The sequence below is a fragment of the Lactobacillus sp. M0396 genome, assembly GCF_016101625.1.
GTDB classification, from domain to species: domain Bacteria; phylum Bacillota; class Bacilli; order Lactobacillales; family Lactobacillaceae; genus Lactobacillus; species Lactobacillus huangpiensis.
The window spans coordinates 229,638-246,030 of the sequence record NZ_JACFQE010000002.1 but is presented as its reverse complement, the minus strand read 5'-3'; the positions used below and the strand labels follow the sequence as shown (position 1 = coordinate 246,030).

The window sequence follows — 16,393 nt, the reverse complement described above, 5'->3', positions numbered from 1 at the left end:
TACAAATTGGGAATAAAAAAGGCGAGTCTTAGGACTCGCTTTTTTTATTTTAGTTTCGAAACAAAACCAAAGGTTTCGATACAATTTAGGTTTAATACTTCAAAACTTTTATTTTGCAATATCACTAAGGTTTTGTTTCAGCAATTTACGAAAACTTTTATCAGCTGGTAGCGATTTATCTGCAAACCAACCTGTTCCAACGTTGACAATATCTCCTATTGCTAAATCTCTAATGCATCTGCTTGCCAGTAATTGTTTTTTAGAGTCAGTGAACTCTGTTGCTATCATTTGATTAAAGATAGATTTTAGCTCATTAAAAGCTGCGGTAGTTTCAGGATAGTTATTAGTGCGTGGCATTTTTAAAACAAATTGAGTTAAGAGAAAATGATTCAGTGCTGTTTTGCGAAATGTCATTGCAAAATCAATAATTGCTTTCAGGCCAGCTTTGCCAAACAAATCTTTGCGTAATTGATCTGTTAGCAAGCTAACAGTCCACGCAACTATGGCGTAATTTAGTGTTAACTGATTAGGAAAATAATTATATAGAGCTTGCGATTGAGTGCCAAGTTTTTTGGCAATAGACGCAAAATTATTTTCTTTGTTGTCTTCAATTAACTCAATGCTTGTTTTAATAATTATTTCTTTAGACAAAATTTGTCGTGGCATTTTTAACTCCTTACTTAATTTGACTTTTACAATATGTAAACTATAATTACATATTGTAACTATAACATATAATTTTAAAAAAATTAAGAAGGTCAAATAATATGAAAATTTTTTTGCTGGGACTAATAGGGTTGATAATAGGAACCTTCGTTATTCTTTTTGGCGGTGGTGGAGCAGCCATTTACCTGGCAATATTGACCGGCTTATTTGGATTAAATGCTGCAACAGCATCTTCTACTTCCTTAGTGACAGCTTTGCCTTCATTAATTATTGGTGCAATTAGCTATTATCATCAAAGACAAATAAATACTAAAATAGGTAATCAAATGTTAATGACGGCAATTCCTGCTGTGATAATAGGCGCATTACTCTCAAAATATATTCCTGCCAAAATTTATAAATGGCTGATAGGAATCGTTTTGGTAGTTCTTGGCATTAATATGCTACTCAAGAAGAAAACGCAAACTGCCGCAACTGTTAAAAAAACGCAATATTCCAGGCTAGAAGCGGGTATGTATGGTATCTTAGGTGGCTTAATGGTTGGCGTTGCTGGCATGAGTGGTGGCGCTGTTATTATTGGCGGTTTATTTTTGCTGGGATTACAAGATTTTCAGGCTACTGCAACTTCAACTTATGTTCTGGTTTTTATGACTATCACGGGTGCTATCTTTCACATTGCAGACGGGCGAGTAGATTGGATTGCTGGTTTGCCTTTGATGATCGGTGCTATCATTGGAGCTGTTATTGCACCTAGACTTGCCCAAATTCTAGCTAAAACTAAAATCACACGCTACATGAAACCCACAGTTGGTGTCTTGCTGGTATTATTAGGCGTTAAGTCATTGCTCTGAGTCCTGAAAAATACGGTTTATTAGAATAAAAAACGTGATCCTGCTATAAAAACAGAATCACGTTTTTTGGTGTATATTAAATTCTTAATTCTATAATTGCACAGACATTATCTCATCAAAATCTGCGGCAGACTTATTTGGCAGTGTAAATTTAACATTCTTAACCTTGTCTTTTGAATTTGTGATTACCACGATGACAGTTGGATCTTTGCCACTGTCTTTAACTTGCTTAATATCCATGAATGCAATTTTTTGACCGGAAGCGACTTCATCACCTTTTTTAATAAAAAGCTTAAAAGGATTACCATTTAGTTCAACTGTATCAATTCCTAAATGTATTAAAACCTCTAGGCCATTATTTGTGGTGATACCGATACCATGCTTTGTTTCTGCCAACATAGTGACTTTACCTGAAACTGGAGCATAGATGCTGCCTTCAGAAGGCTTAACTGCAAAACCTTCACCCATTGTTTTGCTGGCAAAAACTGAATCAGCTACATCTTCCAATGGAATTACAACTCCGGCAGCAGGAGTACTAAAAGTCATGCTTTGTGGTGAGCTGGATTTTGTTTCACTTCTTTGAGCAACTTTTCCACCTAAAATTACTGCTACTAGAGCACTAGTTAAGAAAGCTGCTATTAAGCATATAATCATTAACAAAACATTGGTAAAGCCTTGACCCGCCTTGACATAAACAGGCAGAGAAGTGATGCCGGGCATTACAAATGCATAGCACTTAATACCAAGTAAAACGGTTAGCATGCCACCAACTCCGGAACCACACATTGCTGCTAGCATGGAACTTTTATGAACCACATTAACTGTATAAAGAGCAGGCTCAGAAATGCCTATAAAAGCAGAGAAACTGGTAGATAATCCTGCAGCACGCAATTCTTTATTTTTCATTCTTAAAGAAGTGCCAAAAGCTGCTCCAGATTCGGCCATATTGTGTACAAAAGAGACGGGCAATAAGTAATCATAACCTAATGTAGCGATATTCTGAATTTGAATAGGAGATGTTGATTGATGCATACCCGTTAAAACGATTAATGGCATGAAAAATCCTAATAAAAATCCTGCTAACAAACCAGCTTTTTGGAATAACCATACTATACCGTCAGCTAGATATTGACCTCCGTATGCTCCTAGTGGTGCCAAAATCCACATTGCAATTGGTACGGCGGTAATTAAAGTTATGGCAGGAACAACCACCAATTTTAATACGTCAGGTATAAAGCGGTCAACAAAGTGATAAATAATGGCCATTAGTCCTACGCCCAAAATAACTGGAAAAACAGAAGAGGCGTAGTTAAAGACTGGAATATTTAAGCCAAATAGCGTTAACCCGGAATGACCACTTGCTATTTTGGCAACAAATGTAGGATAAAGCAATGCACCGGCCATACAGATGCCAAGAAATTCATTTAATTTAAATTTGCGTGCTGATGAAATTGCCAGTAAGAATGGTAAAAAGTAAAAAGGAACATCAGCGATTAAATTAAATAGAGCCATCGTGGTGTTTTTTTCGAGTCCTGGTGAAATTGCTAGAACTATTGCCAAAATACCTTTAAGCATACCACCTGCAACTAATGCGGGTAAAATAGGTTGGAAAACACCTGAAATGACATCTAGAATTACTTTTCCAGTGATTTTAAACTTGTGCTTACCTTGATCTTGGCTATTATCATTTTGCTGAGGACCTATAATTTTCTCAATTTCTGCAAAAACTGAATCCACGTTTGGACCAATTACTATTTGATATTGATTGCTCTTGATAGTAGTTCCAAGAACACCTTGTAAATTATCAATTTTTTCTAATTTTGCTTTACTAGCGTCTTTGATTGTAAATCTAAGCCTGGTAATACAGTGCCAATAGTTATTGATGTTATTACTTTCACCAAGATAATTAATTATACTCTTTGCTAACTCCTTCTTTTCCATAATAATTTTTCCTTTCTGGTACTAATGAGACTAATTTTTGATATGTTCTTCAATCTTGTTCTTATACCAGTAAAGTGAGTCCTTTTTGTATCTTTTTCCTGTACCTTTGCCACCATTATCTAAATCGACATAGATTATGCCATATCGTTTATCCATGGTTAACGGACCGCAAGAAACGATGTCGATTATGCCCCACATAGTGTAAGCAATTAAATTTACGCCATCTTTTACAGCTTCATCTAATTGATCTATATGGGCACTAAGATATGCGATGCGGTAATCGTCGTGTACTTTGTGATCTGAAGTCAATTCGTCATGGGCACCAATACCATTTTCTGCAACAATAATTGGTAGGTGATAGCGATCATATATTTGGTTAAGAGTGAACCTTAAGCCAATAGGATCGATTTGCCAACCCCACTCGGATTCCTTTAAATAAGGGTTTTTCTTAGTCATAATCAGATTGCCTGCAGTTTGTTCCCAATTAGCTGCATTAGTTGAAACCTGTGAAAAGTAGTATGAGAAGGAAACAAAGCCAACAGTTCCGTCTTTTAACAATTCTTTATCACCGGGTTCGAAGTGAATATGAACGTTTATTTTATCAAAATAACGCTTCATGTATTCTGGATAGTAGCCCCTTGCTAAAACATCTAAGTAAAACCAATTTGAATACTGGTCATCTTGGATGGCTTGCAAATTGTCTTCCGGCTTTGAAGTAGCTGGGTAAGTAGTGAAACGGGCAATCATACCGCCAATTAGTTTTCCTGGCACAAGCTCGCGTCCTAGTTGTACTGCTCTAGCACTACATAAAAATTGGTGGTGTAGGCATTGGAAAATCTCTTGATCCATGTTCTTTTCTGTACCAGGTATTAAGCAAACTCCATCCCAAGGGGAAAACTTAGCAGCGTTTATTTCATTAAATGGCAACCAGTAATCTACCAAATCACCTAATCTTTTATATAAAACAGTTACATATTTTTCGAAAAATGAAATAATTTTTCTGTTTTTCCAGCCACCGTATTTTATGACCAAATTAACGGGGATGTCATAGTGAATCATTGTGGCGAAAACTTTTATCCCGTATTTTTTACACTCAGTAAACATGTCACGGTAATATTTAATTCCTTCTTCATTAGGTTCTTGATCGTCACCGTTGGGGAAGATTCTTGACCAACTAATAGAAGTACGAAAAATTTGCAATCCCATTTCTGCCAGCATTTTTATATCTTCTTTATAGTGATGATAGAAATCAATACCTCTTCTAAGGGGATAATATTTTGTTCCCTGATCTTTTAACGCTTGATCAAATTCTTCTTGTGAAAAAGGATTATTTTGGTGCTTATCTTCAATTTGCTCAGGTGTCCAGCTAGGATCTAGATAGCGTAAATCTTGTGTAGAAATTCCTTTGCCTCCTTCTTGAAAGCCTCCATCTGCTTGAGAACACGCAATTGCTCCTCCAAGTAGGTAATTTTTTCTATAGTTAATGTCTTCCATATTAGATGGCCTTTCTACATAGATAGCAATAATATTTGATTTGAATTTGATAATAAATGTAATAATTATTTAATAACCTTATCATATAGCTTACAAATATACAATGAATTTTTAACTAAATGATAAAATACATACGGAGCCAATGATATGCTTGTTATAACTATTTGTAATAAAGGAACCTAATCAAATAGCATTTTAAGTTGGAAGCTTTTCAGAGGATAATAAAGAATTAGGGTTTTTCCTGGTAACAATACAAAAGAGAAAAGAGATCGGAATGAATATTATCAAAAATCATTTTTTTGAAGGTGAAAGAATTCTTTTTGGACTAAAAAATTCACAACTGGCAGGAATTACTTTTGGTGAAGGTGAGTCGCCGCTTAAGGAAGCCAGTAAAATTGATATCAAGGATTCTATCTTTAAATGGAAATATCCATTATGGTATGACAGGGACATTAATGTGGATAATACTGTATTTGAAACTATGGCGCGAAGTGGTATATGGTATATCAAAAATATTTCTATTAAAAATTCGGCTTTGCAGGCTCCAAAATTATTTAGGAGAGCAGAAAAAATAGTCATAGACAATGTTCATTTTGCTAATGCTGCAGAAACGATGTGGACCTGCAAAGATATCAGAATTACCAATAGTCAAGTTAACGGTGACTATTTTGGTAAAGACAGTCAAAACATCTATCTTGACCACGTTAGTGTTATTGGTAATTATGCTTTTGACGGAGCTAAAAATATTGAAGTACATCACTCCACTTTTATTTCTAAAGATGCTTTTTGGAATTGTCAAAATGTTGCTGTGTATGATTCGATAATAGATGGTGAATATTTGGCATGGAACGGACAAAATATCAAGTTTATCAATTGTAAAATTGAAAGCGACCAGGGGCTTAATTACATCGACCATCTGGAATTGAAAAATACCAGTTTAATTCATACTGACTTAGCATTTGAATATGTTTCTAATATTAATGCTGCAATTTCAAGCAAAATTGACAGTGTGAAAAATCCAATTTCTGGTAAAATTTCTGCTCCTGCAATTGGTAAATTAATTTTAGATCCTCAAAAAATAACTCCTAGTGAAACTGAAATTGATTGTGCTAAAATTGATGCGAAAGTTAATCATTCAGATGAAAATCAGAAACCGAAGGATTAGAAATAATGGATAAGTATGATTTTGTTAATGCACCAGATAGAAGAGATACAGATTCAGTCAAATGGCATGTCAAAAAGGGTGATTTGCCAATGTCAATTGCTGATATGGATTTTAAAACAGCACCCGAAATAATTACCGCAATGAAAAGGAAAGTTGATCGCGGTGTTTTTGGCTACGAGTGGCCTGAAGATGACTATTTTAAAGCGGTGGCTGACTGGTACGAAAAAGAACATAGTCATCGGCCTCAGCAGGAATGGATGATTTTTACTACAGGGGTGGTACCCGCAATTTCTGCAATTGTAAGACGAGTTTCCCACATTGGCGATAACGTTTTAGTCCAAGCTCCTGTATATAATGTTTTCTACAATTCAATTGAAAATAATGGCCGACATGTTTTATCCAATGACTTGCAATTTGATGGCGAAAATTATGCAATCAACTGGGATGATCTCGAACAGAAATTAGCTTTACCTTTGACAACACTGATGATTTTTTGTAATCCTCATAATCCCATTGGTAAGGTATGGACTCAAAAAGAAGTGCAAAGAATTGCAGATTTATGCTATCAGCATCATGTAGTTCTTTTATCTGATGAAATTCATGGCGACTTGGTGCGCAAGGGCCCAGACTATACCACAGCTTTTTCAGTGAATAATCCTGCACGCGAAAACGTTGTTTCATTAGTTTCACCCAGTAAAACTTTTAACGTTGCTGCACTACACGCAGCAACAGTGATTGTACCAAATAGTAATTTGCGCGCTATGGTTAATCGCGGTCTTAATAGCGATGAGGTAGCTGAACCAAATTTGCTGGCTATTCCTGGAACTATTGCTGCCTATGAACATGGTCACAACTGGCTAGAGGCATTGATTAAGCAATTAAATGTTAATTTCACTTATGCTGAAGAATTCATCAATAAGAACCTTCCACAAGTTAAGGTAGTTGCAGGCGCAGCAACATACTTAATTTGGCTTGATGTAAGTCAAATTAGTAGCGATTCGCAAAAATTAGCGGAATTCTTAGAAAAAACAACCGGTCTGGTTTTATCACCCGGAAGTATTTATCGCGGAAATGGTCACGACTTTTTGCGTATGAATCTTGCTTGTCCCTTAACAATGGTTAAAGATGGCTTAGAACGGTTAAAGGTGGGACTGACAGATTATTTGGCTTGAGAGCTTTAAAAAGGCAACTATGGTAATTATCATAGTTGCCTTTTTATTGTCTAAAAATTTTAAGCGGATCAAAAATATTTATAGTATTTTTAAATCCTTAAAGATGTTGAAAACATATGCTTCTAAAAATTGTATTGTTTCATGTGAAACTGGGAAAGGAATGAACCAAATAGTTAAAGGAGACAATTGTGTATTATTTCCCAGGAAATATTGCCAAACTAGGAAATAACATTAAAAATTTGATTTAAATCTGTAGTTAAAAATTAAAAATTGCAGATATCTTTGTAAAATGGAATATGTAAATGGCTTTTCTTCAAATTTTTATTAAATGATATATAAGCAAAAATAAAAAGCCGTTTAAACTAATTAAAGTTATCGCGACTTTTGGTTTTTTAAAAACTACTTTTAACTAAGATTAAGGGCAATTTGTGAGATTAAGGTGTCCATAAAGTACATACCAAAGAAAACAAAAATTGCGACGATTAAAATCTTCCAGCTTATTTTAGTCAATTCTTTCAAACGGTGGGTAACTGATATTCCAGCAAATGCTAGAACAGAGGTTGTTAGTGAAAGGAAATCTACAGCATTAATAACACGAACACAGTAGGGACTAAGCAAACAAAAAATCAGAGAAACAATTGAAACCCAGCCTAGAATAGGGAAGCCCTGAATGATTTTCCAAGGTACTTTTTTCATCAGCATACTGATAACTATGCCTAGTAGTGAAAAAAGCCATAACATACCTAAACCAATGAATGTGTCAGTAGTAATTGGTGTGCTTTTGGGATTTCTAATTAATTTAACCCATTGAACAAATAATACTAAGCTAACACTAAGTAAAAGAATGACTGCATCTTTAAATAATTCATATAAATTGTTTTCTTTAGTCATGATCTGGATAAACTTCTTTCTTTTTGTCTAGTAGGCTGGTGATGTGTGTGTACATGAATCTTTGCAGAGGCACTGCTAGGAAGTACATGATATAAGTGCCAATAAAACTAGTTAGCAATTGACTGGCTGCGGCAAAAGACAAAATAGTGTCACTGTGTTTTGGTACCAAAGCTGCTAAAGACGATGAAGCTGCAGTCATCATTGAACTAGAACCAACACCGGCACTCATTGCAACAGCTTTATAGTTAAAGCCCATGCCTAGAAGAAGTGGAGCAAGGATTGAAAAGATAATTGAACCAAAAATGGTACCAATTAAATAAATTCCAAGTACGCCACGACCTTCAGGGGAATTTAGCGTGTATTTTTCACTAATATATGCTAGTTCACCTTCACGGCCTAAGCCTAAGGTTGAACCTATAGCTTCTTCTCTTAAGCCAAGTAATAGCGCTACAGGTAAACCGAAGATAATCGTACCTAAATTACCTAATTCGTGGACTAGAAAAACCCAACCAACAGAAATAATTTCGTTGATTTTAGGGGCCACATTCGCTCCATAACGTGCCATTAAAGGCAACATGATAAGAATCATGTATTTACCTGCAAATTTCACCCGTTTATCATTGTAAAGTTTTTTAATAGGCTTTGCTGGGATTAAATAAACTAAAATAGCAATAATTACCGCAAATACTAGAGGTAAGATAGAGATTTCAATTTTGCCGATTTTAAATACTTGGGTACTAATCATTTCAGAAACCGTATCTATTAACAACACTAAAATGATTAGCGGACCATATGCTTTTAAATATTTCATTTTATTTTGCCATCTTTTCTAATTCAGTTAGATATTCTTCTTTTGTTTTCTTATAAGTTTTTACCTGATCTAAGTTATTTGAAATCTTAAGAATACTGTTAAAGACAAATTCAGGGAAAATTGCTAGTACAAATTCAGGATCAACTAAAGTAAAATCATCACCATGAATTGTTCCGTTCCAACCGCCATAACCGATTTGAATGGTTGGTATTAAGAAACTAACATCTCCGATATCACCTGCTGCCATTGTGTAGCCCCGGTCTTCTATTAAACCAGGAATTTTTTCATTTGCAGAAAAGACGTCTTTCACTATAGCACTCATACTCTTACTGGAAATCAAAGGCAGGTAGCCAACTTGCCGTTCAGATTCAACAGAACCACCAAGTGCTGATGCACAGCCTTCTGCTGCCTGTTTAAAACGGTTCATTAGTTTTTGTGCGTTGTCTATGTCAAAAAATCTTAAGTCCGTACCCATTTTAATATGATCAGGAATTACGTTAATTGATTCATGATTTTCTCCAATAAATACTGGATTGAATCTTATACGATTGGGATCCTTAATTTGTTGACGTTGCAAAGCTAAAGCAGTATTGAATAGTGTTGCTATGCTTTGAGCATTAATACCTGCATATGGAGCGAAGGCTGCGTGACTAGCTTTGCCATAAAAATCAAAATATTCAAAATTAAAGCCTGCGAGATCACAATTAATTTCGATAGTTCGTTCATCAAAATCTTCACCTATTGCATGAACTGAAATACAATAGTCAATATCGTCAAAAATACCCAGTTTGATAGCTTCTTGCTTACCACCGAAGTAATCTATTTTGCCTGCCTCTTTTTGTTGTTTTCTCCAAGCAAGATCGACGAACTCTTCAGATGGAGTGAAGATAAATGCCAAATTAGCACCAAACTCTTTAAGTCGGTGATTGGTAATTATTTCATTCATAATTGCCAGTGCGGTAGTGACTTGTGTATAATGGCCACAAGCTTGAGCAGCACCAGTATTCGCATCTGCTAATTTGTGATTAGGCTGGTAGAGTGAATCTATTTCAGCGATAACTCCAATAGTTTTCTGGCTACCATTAGTTAACGTTATTTTTAACCCTGTATCTAGATAATGTTCGATTTTTAACTCAGGACTAATTTTGTTAATTTCATCTTCAATCCTTCTAGATGTATTAAATTCTTTATGACCAAGTTCTGGATTATGAAGTAAAAAATCGGCAATTTCAGTTAGTCTAGCATAGTATTTTTGAAAACTTGACATTGTATCCTCACTTTTTGTTTGATTATTATCATATGTGACAATAATAAGAATAAAATAAAATTAGCAACTATGCAAGAACGAAAATGTTATTTTATGTTATAAAAGTTCGTATTTTATCAAAATATGTAGCTAGAGGACAGGTGTTAATATTTGGACGAAAAGAAAGAGTAATTACAAAATAATGTGACCCCCCAAATTTAGGACAAATTTGGGGGTATTTTTATGGCTAAATTAGCTAAGATAAAATTAAGATTTATCAGCTTTAGCTTGATTAAATTGGACTTAGTGAATTAAAGGTTGGACTAGCTAATATTAATTACTTGCAACCTTGATTGCAGGTCATGGTTTATTTTTGCTTTCAAAAATTTCGGCAACATATAGTTGAATTTATTAAATATGCAATAAACCACTTTTTTATATTTTGAAAAAGTAAATTATTGAAATTACTAAAAAAGCAGATAAATCACATTTTGATGATTTATCTGCACCCGAAATTATAGTTTAAATGTTGTTTTTAGAACAGAAATAGTCAAGAGCTTTATCTGTAAAAGTAAAAAATATAAAATATATTGCAATACAAATTAAAAATATCAGAAGATTTCTACCACTAGCCCAAAATGGCTAACAATTCGGTAAAAATTTTTCAATCAAAATACTGCTTATCATTATGGAGAAGAGGTATGCAAAAAAACTGATAGAGTTTAAAGTATTTTGGCTTACTTCTAGATCTTTTTTGATTTGCTGTTAGTTTTTGTTTATTTGTTTCCATAATTACACTCTATTTTTTAAACATAAAAATTGCAATTAGACTTAAAGCTAAAGCAGTCAGTTCTGAGATTGCTATTTTCTTAATTTAAAATTAATCATTCCTTTGCTTTTTAATTTTTGTACCGGTACCTTTTAAATTATATAAAAATTTTAATCATAGACAAGTGATTAATTTAATATAAATATTATTTATCTTATGATAATTATATCAATATTTTATATACGATTAAGATAATGTATATTATAAATATTGAAAAAGCTGCTACTAGATCGAGCTAATATACAAATTAAAGTAAATAATTGAATTGCTTTTATAATAAAAACAGTTACTAAATTACTTATTATCATTTAACTGAATAAATTTTTCAGTAGATACTGGCAAAAGTTTGGTTTGTAAATGTAGTTAGACTCAGTAATAGTCAGCTACTTGTTTGCTGGAAAGGTAAAAATATATCAGTTAAAGAATTACAGATTATACAGACTTTTATCACTGGATTAATGAACCATAGTCAATTTTTGTTTCATGTGAAACTTAATTATAATATGTACGCTTCCTCGATATTCTGAGTAATACCCAGTTAGCGTAATGAACGTTAAGATAGTCTGACTGATAAACGCTATTTATAAAATGACCTTCATTGAGATGATTACCATCGAATCTTGCTAAACAGATTGAACATTGACCACGACCATGTGTAAATGATGCAATCACAAAGTCTCCAGCTGAATATCAACAACATTTTTTGCCCATTTTTTCAGCAACGCTCGATGTTTCATGCTTCGTAGTTGAATTTGCAGAAAATTTTGATATACCACAGAATCACAATAAATCGGATTCGTATACAGAGGAACGAACAACTTTTAAAATTGCATCATTTTCTGGTTGAAGTTTGGGCATAGGACATTCTTTTAATTCACTTTGATTAGTTTAATAAATGCTCCTGTTTTCATTTATACTGACTCTTTAGTAAACAGGTCGATCTTTTCCCTGTGTATCTGGATCGGCAATTCCAATGCTGTCATTATCATATAATGCAGGATTTCGAACAATTTTTAAAATTGCGTCTGCAATGCTTTTGCGTGAACCTGAAACACCAATATAAGGTTCATTATGAGTAGTAATAGAATATTTGATTTCATTACGATCATTGAGCCAGGGTAAACGTAAAGTAGTATAATGCAAGCCAGATCTTGCTAAAAGTTTGTCCGAGTTAATGGCAGCCTGTAGTCCTGGCATAACAAATTGATGATTCCACCGGCCAAATTCACCTCCAACTTCGTTATATATGCCAAGAATGTTAACAAAAATTACACGTGAAACATGGTTAACTTTCATCGCTTCAATTACGTTTTTAGTGATGGTGTTATCCTTAGTATGATCTACAACGTCAACGAAAACTAAATTTTGTTTATACATGGCTTTATTGACAGCTTGGTTGTTATTTAAATCAACTTCCATTATTCGGGCTTTGGATTCCAATGAAACTAAGCGACGAGGATTACGCAAACCCAGAGTTAAATTGATATCTTGAAAATTATCTTCAGAAAGTATGCGGTTTTCAACGATTCGAGCTATTTGACCATTAGCCGCTAAAATTAAAAAATTCATAATTACACCCCTTTTTGTAATTAATGTTCAGTATAATGGGTTCGAGCAACTCTAAGTCAAATTTTTTAATAAATGTCGTTTAGTTTAGTTGAGAGTGAAATATAAAAATTAAGTGCTTTATCCTATCTTGGTGAAGTTGCTAAAAAGGAGATACTAATGAAAAAATTTAGAATTAAAGATGTCAGCGAATTGCTGGGAATTAGTACATATACTTTACGCTACTATGAAAAAATTGGTTTATTAAAGTTTGTTAAACGTGATGAAAATGGAATTCGTGAATTTGAACCAAATGATCTGATAGTGATTAGTACGATTATTTATCTAAGAAAAACGGGAATGCCACTTAAGGAAATCAAAAATTATCTTCAACTAGCAGAGAATGGTATTGATACGGTTGAACAGCGCAAGGAAATGTTTTTAAAACAGAAACAAAAAGTGAGAGAACAAATGAAAGTACTGGATAAATCAATGGAAGTAATTAATCGTAAGCTTAATTTTTATAATGAAGCTGCGAAAAAACATAGTATGGACGTATGCAGGGATGAGCGCAAAAAGTGGTTAGCGGAAATATTGTCTGGAAAAGAAAAAGTGCAATAACTGCACTAAAGGTACATTATTACACATAATTTATATTATTTAAGTTTAAACAAAGCAACTTGGGCAGGTTTGAAGCAAAAGATTAACATTATTTTAATCGTAATTATTTGCTTTTGACGGCAGCAACATTAGAATAATAAACCAAATATCTCCAATTATTGGTACTATCATAATTAGAACCCACCAGCCAGAGCGATTGGTATCATGTAAACGGCGAAAACGCAAAGATAGCATTGCAATCCAGACAACGAAGGAAATAATGAGAGAACTAGTCTTAATACTCCAGTCACCCCAATTATAAATATCATTAATTGAATGGCCTAACAAACTTTCAACTAAATGCATCAACACAAAAGCGAGAATCCAGTTTATAATTACTGGCCACCAATATTCTGAACGATTGGCAGTGCCAGAAAAATTAAAAATATTCTGCCAGAACTTTTTATATGATTTAAACATTAAATATTTCCTCCTATTTATACCTAATAAACTAATCATAAAGCATTGTATTGGAATGAGCAAAGATAATGTTCTTATGTGAATTAATAAGCAATATTTTTGTTTTATTATTATAAAAGCGGTATCTTGAAATTGAATTTATTGAAGGGAGAAAGTACAAATGGACAATAAATTATCAGACCCATTAAAAAGTTATTATCATGATGATATGCCTAAGCAATCACAAGAATATCCTGGACTGCAAAGCAAAATGGATCCAGCACCTGCAGGAGATATGGCTGACTATGAAGGCCATGGTTTATTGAAAAATAGGCATGCTCTTATCACTGGTGGTGATTCAGGTATTGGTCGTGCAGTAGCAATTGGTTTTGCCAAAGAGGGAGCCGATGTAGCTATTCAATATCTGCCAGAAGAAGAATCTGATGCAAAAGATACCGCTGAGTTGATTGAAAAGGCTGGTCGTAAAGCAGTTTTGTTGCCAGCTGATTTCCGCAAACGTGGCGAAGCTGAAAAAGTTGTTAAAAAAGCGGTTAAAGAATTTGGTAGCATAGAATTACTAGTAATGAACTCAGCTATTCAGCAACATGCTGATGGCTTGGCAAACTTGTCACTTGATCAAGTTCACGATACTTTTGAAGTAAATATTATCTCGATGTTTGAAATGGCTAAAGCAGCTGTACCGCATATGAAACCGGGCAGCGTAATTTTAACTTCAACTTCTTTGCAAGGTTTCAGTCCAACACCAATATTGCTTGACTATGCCGCTACTAAAGCCGCAATTGTCAGTTTTTCAGTGAATTTGGCTCAGGATTTGGCTCCTAAAGGAATTCGCGTTAACAGCGTTGCTCCTGGTCCAGTTTGGACTCCTTTGCAGGTTTGTGGTGGTCAGCCAACTGATGCTCTGGCAACATTTGGTCAAGAAGAACCATTAAATCGTGCAGGTCAACCTGATGAAATAGCCCACATTTATATTTTCTTAGCTTCTAATTTAGCTAGTTATGTTACTGGACAAGTTTATGGTGCAACTGGTGGACAAGCAATTAATTAAAGATAAACAATAAAATCTTAGTTTCCGTTTTTGCTTCTGTGTGAGCAAAAGCGGATTTTTTTAGCTAAATTTGCCTTTTGGATGGGTTTTCAGTATATTTAATAATTAATTAGACTTTAATATCTAAGAGTATAGAGGTGAAGAAATGAATAAAAGCATTTTTCAAAAGATATCATTGTTGTCACAAAAGAATGCCATGATTATTGCAGATGAATGGCATTACAGCGGGCAGTATGCTTTTTATGATATGAAAAATGATCAAGAAGACTATGACGAAATAATGTCTCCAGAGTTACGCAAAAATAATTACTTTCAAGTTTTGGATACTGACGACAACTTAGTTGCTTTCTTTTGTCTTGATCAAAATGAACAAAGAGAAGAGCAAGTTGAAATAGGATTAGGATTGGCTCCCAAATTGACTGGTCATGGGCTAGGCAGTGAATTTATTACTGTTATTGAAAATTTTGTCAAAAATAACTATGACTATAAAGTAATTGTTTTATCCGTTGCTGACTTTAATTTGCGTGCGATTAAAGTCTACCAAAGAGCTGGCTATGTCAAAAGAAATACTGAAATGGTACATTCAAATGGTGGCATCTATAAGTTTGATATCATGTCAAAGAAAATTTGAGCTAAATTTTATAGCTGGTTTATGAAAGAAATGAAGGAAAAATATGGATGAAGAATGGCAAAAAATGTATGAAGCAGCTAAGAAAGTACAAGGTTTCACCGCAATTGGACCTCATATGGAAGCCGGTGGTGTCGCTGCTGCTGTTTTAGCTGAATCGGGAAAAATTTATACAGGAGTTTGCGTTGACACAGCGTGTGGATTAGGCGTTTGTGCAGAACGCAATGCTCTTTTTAATATGATTACCAATGGTGAAACTAAAATTAGTCGGGTTTTAGCACTAATGGCAGATGGTAAAAATGGAGCTCCATGTGGTGCTTGTCGCGAATTTATTGTTCAACTCATGGAAAAAGATTATCGACAAGTTGAAATTATGCTGGATTATGAAAAAGACAAAGTCGCTACAATGGGCGAACTAACCCCAGAATGGTGGCTATAATGGACAAAGAAGTAAAACTATTTTGGCAGGATTTTTGCCTTAAGCATAATTTGCCTGCAGGCACTAAAGTTGAAGCTTGGGCTTTTGGTTCTAATGAAAAAGATGCAGATGAATTGGCTGAGTTAGTTAGGAGAGGCATAAAAACTGCTACAACTTCAGAATATGTACCAGGCGATGAAGATATGACTAAAGTTGGCGATTGGAACATAATTCTCGATGGTCAAGGCAAACCTGTCTGTGTTGTCCAAGATAAAGTGGTAGAAATTATTCCTTATAATCAAATTTCCGCAGAACATGCTTATCATGAAGGTGAAGGAGACCGCAGTTATCAGTACTGGCGCCAAGTTCATGATCAATTTTTTGAAGAAGAATTTAAAGCCAATGGTCAAAAATTTTATCCACAGGCACCAATGGTATGTGAGATTTTTGAAAAAGTTGAATAATTGAGCTGTTGAAAAATGAAAGAAATATGATATAGTTAAAATAATTTAGGAAAAGAAGGTATTGCAAAAATGGAGAATTAATTTCTGATTTTATTAGTAAGCAAAAAAGTTTGATAACCAATGCTTTTATCACGCATTTTTGCC

16 protein-coding genes are annotated in these 16,393 nt (G+C 34.1%); 8 read left to right on the top strand and 8 right to left on the bottom strand.

The window, feature by feature from the left end:
• Window positions 1-108 precede the first annotated feature (108 nt).
• A complete protein-coding gene (locus H3T43_RS03670) occupies window positions 109-666 on the bottom strand; it encodes a TetR/AcrR family transcriptional regulator (protein ID WP_198212701.1) in 558 nt (185 codons plus the stop codon).
• Window positions 667-767: 101 nt separating this feature from the next.
• On the opposite strand from H3T43_RS03670, the gene H3T43_RS03665 reads away from it, so the two are divergent.
• Window positions 768-1,517, top strand: coding sequence for a sulfite exporter TauE/SafE family protein (locus H3T43_RS03665; protein WP_198212699.1), 750 nt, complete (start codon window positions 768-770; stop codon window positions 1,515-1,517).
• Between the two features lie 90 nt (window positions 1,518-1,607).
• Here H3T43_RS03665 and H3T43_RS03660 read toward each other — a convergent pair whose 3' ends face one another.
• Window positions 1,608-3,458: a glucose PTS transporter subunit IIA gene (locus H3T43_RS03660; protein ID WP_198212697.1), complete on the bottom strand. Its 1,851-nt coding sequence runs from the start codon at window positions 3,456-3,458 to the stop codon at window positions 1,608-1,610.
• Between the two features lie 30 nt (window positions 3,459-3,488).
• A complete protein-coding gene (locus H3T43_RS03655; RefSeq protein ID WP_198212695.1) occupies window positions 3,489-4,952 on the bottom strand; it encodes a glycoside hydrolase family 1 protein in 1,464 nt (487 codons plus the stop codon).
• 274 nt (window positions 4,953-5,226) lie between these two features.
• Here H3T43_RS03655 and H3T43_RS03650 point away from each other — a divergent pair, with 274 nt between their 5' ends.
• Both H3T43_RS03650 and H3T43_RS03645 read left to right on the top strand, forming a co-directional pair.
• Window positions 5,227-6,117, top strand: a complete 891-nt coding sequence (locus H3T43_RS03650) for a DUF3737 family protein (RefSeq protein ID WP_198212693.1) — start codon at window positions 5,227-5,229, stop codon at window positions 6,115-6,117.
• A gap of 5 nt (window positions 6,118-6,122) precedes the next feature.
• Window positions 6,123-7,289 carry a MalY/PatB family protein gene (locus H3T43_RS03645; RefSeq protein ID WP_198212691.1) on the top strand — a complete coding sequence of 389 codons (1,167 nt, stop codon included), beginning with the start codon at window positions 6,123-6,125 and terminating at the stop codon, window positions 7,287-7,289.
• A 405-nt stretch (window positions 7,290-7,694) separates the two neighbouring features.
• On the opposite strand, the gene H3T43_RS03640 is transcribed toward H3T43_RS03645, so the two are convergent.
• The 4 genes from H3T43_RS03640 to H3T43_RS03625 form a co-directional block, all read right to left on the bottom strand.
• Window positions 7,695-8,180 (bottom strand): hypothetical protein, encoded by a 486-nt coding sequence (locus tag H3T43_RS03640; RefSeq protein WP_045928807.1) that lies wholly within the window; start codon window positions 8,178-8,180, stop codon window positions 7,695-7,697.
• Entirely contained in the window at window positions 8,173-8,991 is an 819-nt protein-coding gene (locus tag H3T43_RS03635) for a DUF3100 domain-containing protein (RefSeq protein WP_034978475.1), read from the bottom strand. The genes H3T43_RS03640 and H3T43_RS03635 overlap by 8 nt, the downstream gene beginning before the upstream one ends.
• A 1-nt stretch (window position 8,992) precedes the next feature.
• Window positions 8,993-10,258: a M20/M25/M40 family metallo-hydrolase gene (locus tag H3T43_RS03630; RefSeq protein WP_198212689.1), complete on the bottom strand. Its 1,266-nt coding sequence runs from the start codon at window positions 10,256-10,258 to the stop codon at window positions 8,993-8,995.
• A 1,732-nt stretch (window positions 10,259-11,990) separates the two neighbouring features.
• Entirely contained in the window at window positions 11,991-12,635 is a 645-nt protein-coding gene (locus tag H3T43_RS03625; RefSeq protein WP_198212687.1) for an NAD(P)H-binding protein, read from the bottom strand.
• A 156-nt stretch (window positions 12,636-12,791) separates the two neighbouring features.
• Here H3T43_RS03625 and H3T43_RS03620 point away from each other — a divergent pair, with 156 nt between their 5' ends.
• On the top strand, window positions 12,792-13,232 hold the full coding sequence (locus H3T43_RS03620; protein ID WP_034978461.1) for a MerR family transcriptional regulator: 441 nt from the start codon (window positions 12,792-12,794) through the stop codon (window positions 13,230-13,232).
• 93 nt (window positions 13,233-13,325) lie between these two features.
• Here H3T43_RS03620 and H3T43_RS03615 read toward each other — a convergent pair whose 3' ends face one another.
• Window positions 13,326-13,691, bottom strand: coding sequence for a DUF805 domain-containing protein (locus H3T43_RS03615; RefSeq protein WP_198212685.1), 366 nt, complete (start codon window positions 13,689-13,691; stop codon window positions 13,326-13,328).
• A 160-nt stretch (window positions 13,692-13,851) separates the two neighbouring features.
• Between H3T43_RS03615 and H3T43_RS03610 the strand changes: the two genes are divergently transcribed.
• The 4 genes from H3T43_RS03610 to H3T43_RS03595 all read left to right on the top strand — a co-directional run bounded on the left by H3T43_RS03610 (window position 13,852) and on the right by H3T43_RS03595 (window position 16,249).
• Window positions 13,852-14,739: an SDR family oxidoreductase gene (locus H3T43_RS03610; protein ID WP_198212683.1), complete on the top strand. Its 888-nt coding sequence runs from the start codon at window positions 13,852-13,854 to the stop codon at window positions 14,737-14,739.
• Between the two features lie 145 nt (window positions 14,740-14,884).
• A complete protein-coding gene (locus H3T43_RS03605; protein ID WP_198212681.1) occupies window positions 14,885-15,370 on the top strand; it encodes a GNAT family N-acetyltransferase in 486 nt (161 codons plus the stop codon).
• Window positions 15,371-15,413: 43 nt separating this feature from the next.
• Window positions 15,414-15,806 (top strand): cytidine deaminase, encoded by a 393-nt coding sequence (locus H3T43_RS03600; RefSeq protein ID WP_198212679.1) that lies wholly within the window; start codon window positions 15,414-15,416, stop codon window positions 15,804-15,806.
• Window positions 15,806-16,249 (top strand): ASCH domain-containing protein, encoded by a 444-nt coding sequence (locus H3T43_RS03595; RefSeq protein ID WP_198212677.1) that lies wholly within the window; start codon window positions 15,806-15,808, stop codon window positions 16,247-16,249. The genes H3T43_RS03600 and H3T43_RS03595 overlap by 1 nt, the downstream gene beginning before the upstream one ends.
• Window positions 16,250-16,393 lie beyond the last annotated feature (144 nt).